9 protein-coding genes are annotated in these 6,080 nt (G+C 66.4%); 4 read left to right on the top strand and 5 right to left on the bottom strand.

The features are described from left to right. Window positions 1-1,436, top strand: a 1,436-nt coding sequence (locus GSQ79_RS07435; protein ID WP_210253034.1) for a S8 family serine peptidase, incomplete at its 5' end; no start/stop codon positions are given. Here the strand turns inward: GSQ79_RS07435 and GSQ79_RS07430 are convergent. From GSQ79_RS07430 to GSQ79_RS07420, 3 genes are all read right to left on the bottom strand, one after another. Further along, complete coding sequence (locus tag GSQ79_RS07430) at window positions 1,420-1,656, bottom strand: hypothetical protein (RefSeq protein WP_158808083.1); 237 nt, start codon at window positions 1,654-1,656, stop codon at window positions 1,420-1,422. The two genes, GSQ79_RS07435 and GSQ79_RS07430, sit on opposite strands and share 17 nt — an antisense overlap. Window positions 1,657-1,833: 177 nt before the next feature. Further along, entirely contained in the window at window positions 1,834-2,103 is a 270-nt protein-coding gene (locus GSQ79_RS07425; protein WP_158808082.1) for a hypothetical protein, read from the bottom strand. A gap of 102 nt (window positions 2,104-2,205) precedes the next feature. Beyond that, a complete protein-coding gene (locus GSQ79_RS07420) occupies window positions 2,206-2,658 on the bottom strand; it encodes a DUF4188 domain-containing protein (RefSeq protein WP_158808081.1) in 453 nt (150 codons plus the stop codon). Between the two features lie 47 nt (window positions 2,659-2,705). Here GSQ79_RS07420 and GSQ79_RS07415 point away from each other — a divergent pair, with 47 nt between their 5' ends. Continuing rightward, the gene (locus tag GSQ79_RS07415; RefSeq protein WP_246725163.1) at window positions 2,706-3,284 is read left to right on the top strand and encodes a TetR/AcrR family transcriptional regulator; all 579 of its coding nucleotides are present in this window, start codon (window positions 2,706-2,708) and stop codon (window positions 3,282-3,284) included. On the opposite strand, the gene GSQ79_RS07410 is transcribed toward GSQ79_RS07415, so the two are convergent. After that, on the bottom strand, window positions 3,281-3,484 hold the full coding sequence (locus GSQ79_RS07410) for a hypothetical protein (RefSeq protein ID WP_158808079.1): 204 nt from the start codon (window positions 3,482-3,484) through the stop codon (window positions 3,281-3,283). The genes GSQ79_RS07415 and GSQ79_RS07410 overlap by 4 nt on opposite strands. 36 nt (window positions 3,485-3,520) lie before the next feature. Beyond that, complete coding sequence (locus GSQ79_RS07405) at window positions 3,521-4,255, bottom strand: SDR family NAD(P)-dependent oxidoreductase (protein WP_368669927.1); 735 nt, start codon at window positions 4,253-4,255, stop codon at window positions 3,521-3,523. A gap of 180 nt (window positions 4,256-4,435) precedes the next feature. Here GSQ79_RS07405 and cysQ point away from each other — a divergent pair, with 180 nt between their 5' ends. Then, window positions 4,436-5,302 (top strand): 3'(2'),5'-bisphosphate nucleotidase CysQ, encoded by an 867-nt coding sequence (gene cysQ / locus GSQ79_RS07400; RefSeq protein ID WP_158808078.1) that lies wholly within the window; start codon window positions 4,436-4,438, stop codon window positions 5,300-5,302. 98 nt (window positions 5,303-5,400) lie between these two features. Further along, window positions 5,401-6,015, top strand: coding sequence for a DUF1134 domain-containing protein (locus GSQ79_RS07395; protein ID WP_246725162.1), 615 nt, complete (start codon window positions 5,401-5,403; stop codon window positions 6,013-6,015). The last annotated feature ends 65 nt before the right edge of the window (window positions 6,016-6,080 follow it).

Below are 6,080 nucleotides of genomic sequence, written 5' to 3'. Positions count from 1 at the left end.
TTGCGCGGGTGCCGACGGGCGGGGGGGGCCGCGGCGGCGGATTTGGCGGCGGTTCGGGCCTTGGCCTGGGGCTCGGTGGCGCAATCCTCGGCGGCGTCGCGCGACCGCCGCCCCAGCAGGTCTATGACCGAGACGTCGGCCCGGCTCCCGCGCGGCGGCTCAAGCGCAAGCCCATCGTGCGGACCGCGGTCATTCCGCCGCGACACACGCCGCCGCCCGTGCCCGCTCTGCGACCACCCGCAAGGCCCGGCTTCGGCGTTCCGGCAAGCGACGAACGGCGCTACGTCCCCGATGAAGTTCTTCTGACCCTCAAAGCGCCGGTTTCTCCGGAGCAGGTGCGGCGCCTGGAAGTGGATTACGGTCTTACGCCGCTCGCCCGGACCCGGGTCGCGTTGCTCGATGCCAGCGTGTCGCGATATCGGCTGCGGGAGGGGACCAGCGTGTCCCAGGCGATCCGGGCGCTGCGGAGCAGCCCGTCCTTCGTCGCCGCCGCGCAGCCGAATTTCCTCTTCGCTTTGCAGGACGATAGCCAGGCGCCGATCAAGGACGCGTCGCGCATGGACGCCATCTCGTCGACCACTTCACCGGATAGGCCGGTGCAATATGCCGTCGAAACCTTAAAGCTCGTCGCGGCGCACCGTGTCGCCACCGGCGCCCACGTGCTGATCGCGATCATCGACACCGGGCTCGATGAAACACATCCCGAGATCAGCGGAATGGTTGCGGATCGTTTCGATGCGGTCGGCGGCCGCTTTGCCGCGCAGGCTCACGGCACGGCGATGGCCGGCGTCATCGTCGCGCATCAGATGCTCGTCGGGATCGCGCCGGACGCGCACGTCATCGCGGTTCGGGCATTCTCCAGCCTGTCCGGCGGCGGTACCGGCGGCACCGGTTACGATATCCTGCGCGGCCTCGATTTTGCCGCCCTGCATGGGGCTCAGATCGTCAATATGAGTTTCGCCGGGCCCGAGGATCCGCTTCTACGCGACGCGTTGAGCGCGGCGCGGGCGCGCGGCATCGTTGCGATTGCGGCAGCGGGCAATGCGGGACCGGGATCGAAGCCGCTGTATCCCGCGGCGGAGCCGGGCGTTATCGCCGTGACGGCGACGGATGCCAGCAACACGCTGTTTGCGATGGCCAACCGTGGCGCTTACGTCGCCCTCGCGGCCCCTGGCGTGGACATCCTGGCCCCCGGTCTCGGTGGCGGGATGCAGATGACGTCCGGGACCTCGATCGCCACCGCGGAGGCAAGTGGCGTTGCCGCGTTGCTGATAGAGGGGAACACGGTGTCCCCAGACACGATCCGCAAGCTCTTGTGCGACACCGCCCGCCACCTGCCGGACCTCGCATCGGCCGCGGGCGCCGGGTTGATCGATGCCGACGCGGCTGTCAGCGCGCGTGATCGCCTCGCAGCGCCCGTCAATCGCAGACCCTGACGAGCCGAAGGTGCACCCGGTTGGACCCGTCGACGATCTCCTGACGCACGAGAATGCATTCGCCGGGCTCGACGATGCCGAAGTTCGGCGAGAAGCGGCTGAAGACGCGGGCCCAGTCCTGACGGAGCGTCGTATTGCCGGCGGGGAAGGCCTCCGCCACGGTGGCGATTGCGCCGAGCGAAGCGGCGGTGACGAGAACGAGATACGAGAAGCGACGCATGTCTGAACTCCACGAAGCGCCGGCGGAACAACCGGACCATCGTTGGTCGGCAAACCGACGCAGACGGTTCAACCGGGCCGGCAAAATTGTTAGGCGGTATCTCTGCGACGCTTCAGCATCCAAACGAAAAACCTCCCGGCGGGACCGGGAGGCTCGATGGCAGGTATGCCAAAAAGATCAGTCGCAGACGCGGACGGGACGGACGTAGATCCTGTTGTAGCCGTCGACGAACTCGCGGCGCTCGATGTAGCAGTCGCTGCCCGCGTAGGCGGTCGCGGCGAGGGCGCCCAGGCCGAGACCGATGCCGAGATGACCGAAGCCGTGATGGTGGAAGCCGCCACCCCAGCCGAAGGGATGAGCCTCGGCTGCAGGAGCGGCGAAGCCGGCGCCGAGGGCGAGGGTTGCGAAAGCGGCGAGAACCAGTTTGCGGGAAGCGATGCGAGCCATGATCCGTCTCCTTGAGTCCACGGACGCCAACCGTCCGACCCTTCTCTGTCGCTCCCGCCACCGATCCGGTTCAAAACGATCCGCATTTTCTGTGGAACGCGTTCAGGCCGCGAGCCGATCGCGGGAGCTGAGGAACGGGCCTTCGGGGCGCCGCGCTGCCGCGAAAGAGGCGAAGCCGATCGGCGTGGGCATGCCGATATAGATCGCTTCCATGCCACCGCTTTTTCGGTAGGCCTCGTGCCAGAAGCCCGAGCCTTTGGGATCCTTGGAAAACTGCACCCACCAGGTCTTGTGCGGCTCCGAGCGGGTGAATGTCTCCAGACTGTCGAAGTCGCGCCAGTACTGCCGCATGCCGACATGGCGCAGGCTGTAGATGATCGGCTCGTCGGCCAGCAGGCCGTCCGGTTTGTCGCGCCGGATCATGGCGAGTCCTTTGCCGATGCCGAGCATGGCGATGAGGCCGCGCCACGTCGAGACACGGAAGCCGAGATAGACCACCACCAGGTCGGGATAGGCGCTGAGGTCGACCGAGACCTTCGAGGGTTTGCCTTGCATGATCATGTGCTCCTGATTACGCTGTAAACATATCGGGAATGATTACAGTGTCAACATCGGCGTCGAAAAAAACCTATCACCATGGCGACCTGCGCGATGCCCTCATCGTCGCGGCGCTCGAGGTTTTGGAGGAGGGCGGCCTAGCCGGGCTGTCGCTGCGCGAGGCAGCGCGGCGGGCCGGGGTGTCGGCGATGGCGCCTTATCGGCATTTCGCGGACAAGGAGGCCTTGATCGCGGGGGTCGCCGCCGTCGGGTTCCAGCGTTTCGCGGATCTTCTGCGGCAGGCCGACGCCAAGCCGGACGCGCATGAGGCTTTGATCGCGCAGGGGGTTGCTTACGTCGATTTCGCCTGCGCGCGGCCGGCCTTGTTCCGGCTGATGTTTGGCGCGACGTCGCCGAACGTAAAAGGCGATCTCGCGTTGGCCGGCGAGTCCGCCTATGCGGTGCTGGCGACGCGCGTGGCGTCTCTGGCCAAGCCTGCGCAGGCGGCCGACTGGACGCTGACATGCTGGTCCGTTGTCCACGGTCTTGCGATGCTGGCGCTGGACGGCAAGCTCGACCCGCGGGCCGAGTCGCCGACGGTTCTGGTCGAGCGGATGCTGCGGCTTCTGCCGGTCAACGGTTAGGGGTCGCGAGGAGCTTTTTGATGCCGGCTGCGGGTGAAGATGGCGCGCTCCAACTCAACGTCGCTGAGCGGCGGGTTTTCGAAGTCGGTTTCGGCCGCGCAATCGATCTCGTCTTGAGTTTGCGCGTCGAGCCGCTCGCGCTCGACCGCCGAGAGTTTTGGTGGGTGGCCCGGGTCAAGCGTGAACTTAACTGCCGCCATAGCGACGGATCTCCCTCCCGAGCTCCTCACGATATCTTAGAACGGAATCCGCTGCCCATCCCACGCAAAAAATCCGCCGCTGTCGTCCGGTGTCAGGCCGTCGATCACGTCGAGCAGATGCCGCGCGGAAACGTCGGGTGTGAAGAGCCGCTCCGCGCTGACCGCACCGCGGAACGGCGCGCTCAGATCCGTGGCGACCGTTCCGGGGTGTAGCGCTACAATGATGGCCTCGGGCCGGGTTCGCCGCACCTCGACGGCCAGCGTCCGGACGATCTGGTTCAGCGCAGCCTTTTGTGCGCGATAGCCGTACCAGCCGCCAAGCCTGTTGTCCTCGATGCTGCCGACCCGCGCCGACAGCACCGCGAAGACGCTTCTGCCGGCACGCGGGAGCAGGGGGACGACGTGCTTGGCGAGCAACGCCGGGCCGATCGTGTTGACGGCGAACCCACGTACCAGCTGTGCGGCATCCAGACTGCGCATCGATTTCTCCGGCTGCGTCCTCGCATCGTGCAACAGTCCCGTAGCGGCAATCATGAGCCGCAGTGGTGCGCCTTCGCCAAGGGCCGTTGCGGCCGCCGCGATCGTGGCCTCGTCGAGCAGGTCGATATGGCCCGGCCGAACGCCGGTGCTGGCGGCGACCGGCACGCGGGACAGGGCGTGGACCGCCTCGAAGCCCGCTTTTGCAAGTGACGCGACCAAAGCACCGCCAACGCCGCCCGAGGCGCCGACAATGGCGGCGCGGGCCGGCCGGAGCAGCGTGTTAAGCATCATGACTTCATCTAGACTCTACAAATCCGGCTCTGCTTAAGCTTTGGCGTCAAATATTGTGCCGTTGAAAGAAATTGTGGCTTTGACGAAACGCATCGTCTGATTGAAGTGGGCGAAACGATGCCCATCTTGCAAGAGGGACGAAGAAGGCGCATGCCAATCGTCCGTTCATCAGGTGACCCAATGGCTCAAGCCGATCTCGCGACAGACAATCTCGCGACGTGTCCGATAATTGATTGTGACGCGATTGCAGAAATCTTCGCGGAATTGACCCTTGAAGCGGCTGTCGCCGTGATGGGCGTCTATGCGACCGATCCCCATGCCCGCCGGAAGGCGGACCGCAGTTTCGTCTGCGACGCCGACGAGCGCGCCGAGGCGATCATCCTCGCTGGGCTTGCGGTGCGCGTCCCCGGGATTCCGGTCATCGCGGAAGAGGCCGCCTCACGCGGCGAAAAACCGCGCTGCGGCCGGGCTTTCATCCTCGTCGATCCGGTCGATGGAACCCGTGAGTTTCTCCATCGCAACGGCGAATTCACCATCAATATCGCGCTGATCCTCGACGGGGTACCCCGGGCGGGCGCCGTCTATGCGCCGGCGATCAGCCAGATGTGGATGGCCGGGACCCGTGCCTATGCCTGCACCGTCGAGCCAGGGGCGGCGCTGCCGCCGGTCTCGGAGCGTCGTATCATCGCGGTGCGCGCCAACCCGCAGCAGGGTCTGACGGCGCTGGCCAGCCGCTCCCACGCCGATGCCGAGACTGAAGTCTTTCTGGCCCGGCTGCCGATCGCCGAGCGCCGCTGCGCCGGCTCGTCGTTGAAATTCTGCACGATCGCCGAGGGCGAGGCCGACGTCTATCCGCGCTTCGGGCCGACCATGGAATGGGATACCGCGGCTGGCGATGCCGTCTTGCGGGCCGCCGGTGGCGCCGTGCTCGACGAGGTCGGCACGGCGCTGCTTTACGGCAAGGCGCAGAACCAATATCGCAACGGCCCCTTCGTCGCCTGGGGCGATCTCGACGCGGTGCCGCAGCGCCGCGCGATGCGTGGCTAAGGTCCGACCCGAGACCTGAGCGTGGTTAAGGTGCCGTTAACCTCGTGTTGCCTACAGTCCCGTAAAGCTTGCCGCGCGCCCTCTTTCGGAAGCGGCGCTTGAGCTTTCGGGAGACGCAGATGGGGTTCCGCTTCACGTTTGGTTCGCGGTTCAAGGCCGCCGCCTTTCTTGTCGCTTTCGGCTTCGCCGGCGCTGGCCTGGTGGGCCAGGCAGCCGCGCAGGAGCGGCCGATTGCCTATACCTCCGATGAAATCGTTCTGAGCGGCCACAAGTTCTTCGGCTCGCTGTCGAAGGGCCTGGCCGAAGCCGTGGAGGCCGCAACGCGGCGCTGGGGCCGGCCCAACGGCTACATCCTTGGGCAGGAAGCCGGTGGCGCCTTCGTCGGCGGCCTGCGCTATGGCGAGGGCAAGCTTTACACCCGCAACGCCGGAGACCGGCGGGTGTTCTGGCAGGGGCCGACGATCGGCTTCGACGCCGGCGGCGACGGCGACCGCACCATGATGCTCGTCTACAACATGCCCTCGAAGGACGCGGTCTTCCAGCGCTTCGCCGGTGTCGACGGATCCGCCTATTTCATCGGCGGCTTCGGCATGACGGCCCTGGCCGCCAACGACATCGTTCTGGTGCCGATCCGCACCGGCCTCGGCGCGCGGCTCGGTGTCAACGTCGGCTACCTCAAATTCACCGACCATTCGACCTGGAACCCCTTCTGAGCGTTCCCGTTGAGGCATGGCGCGTCGCGGATGCCAATGGCGCTTGGCTCCGGCTTGCCGCTCGT

It is taken from the genome of Beijerinckia sp. L45 (assembly GCF_009765775.1).
Taxonomy (GTDB): domain Bacteria; phylum Pseudomonadota; class Alphaproteobacteria; order Rhizobiales; family Beijerinckiaceae; genus RH-AL1.
The sequence above is the reverse complement of the archived record's forward strand: the minus strand, read 5'-3'. Positions and strand labels throughout refer to the sequence as shown.

What these genes read in the sequence shown, in the direction of transcription:
- GSQ79_RS07420 (WP_158808081.1), bottom strand. Translation starts at nt 2,658, where the DNA reads ATGCAAGGCAAACCCTCGAAGGTCTCGGTCGACCTCAGCGCCTATCCC.
- cysQ (WP_158808078.1), top strand. Translation starts at nt 4,436, where the DNA reads ATGGCTCAAGCCGATCTCGCGACAGACAATCTCGCGACGTGTCCGATA.
- GSQ79_RS07410 (WP_158808079.1), bottom strand. Translation starts at nt 3,484, where the DNA reads ATGGCGGCAGTTAAGTTCACGCTTGACCCGGGCCACCCACCAAAACTC.
- GSQ79_RS07430 (WP_158808083.1), bottom strand. Translation starts at nt 1,656, where the DNA reads ATGCGTCGCTTCTCGTATCTCGTTCTCGTCACCGCCGCTTCGCTCGGC.
- GSQ79_RS07425 (WP_158808082.1), bottom strand. Translation starts at nt 2,103, where the DNA reads ATGGCTCGCATCGCTTCCCGCAAACTGGTTCTCGCCGCTTTCGCAACC.
- GSQ79_RS07405 (WP_368669927.1), bottom strand. Translation starts at nt 4,255, where the DNA reads ATGATGCTTAACACGCTGCTCCGGCCGGCCCGCGCCGCCATTGTCGGC.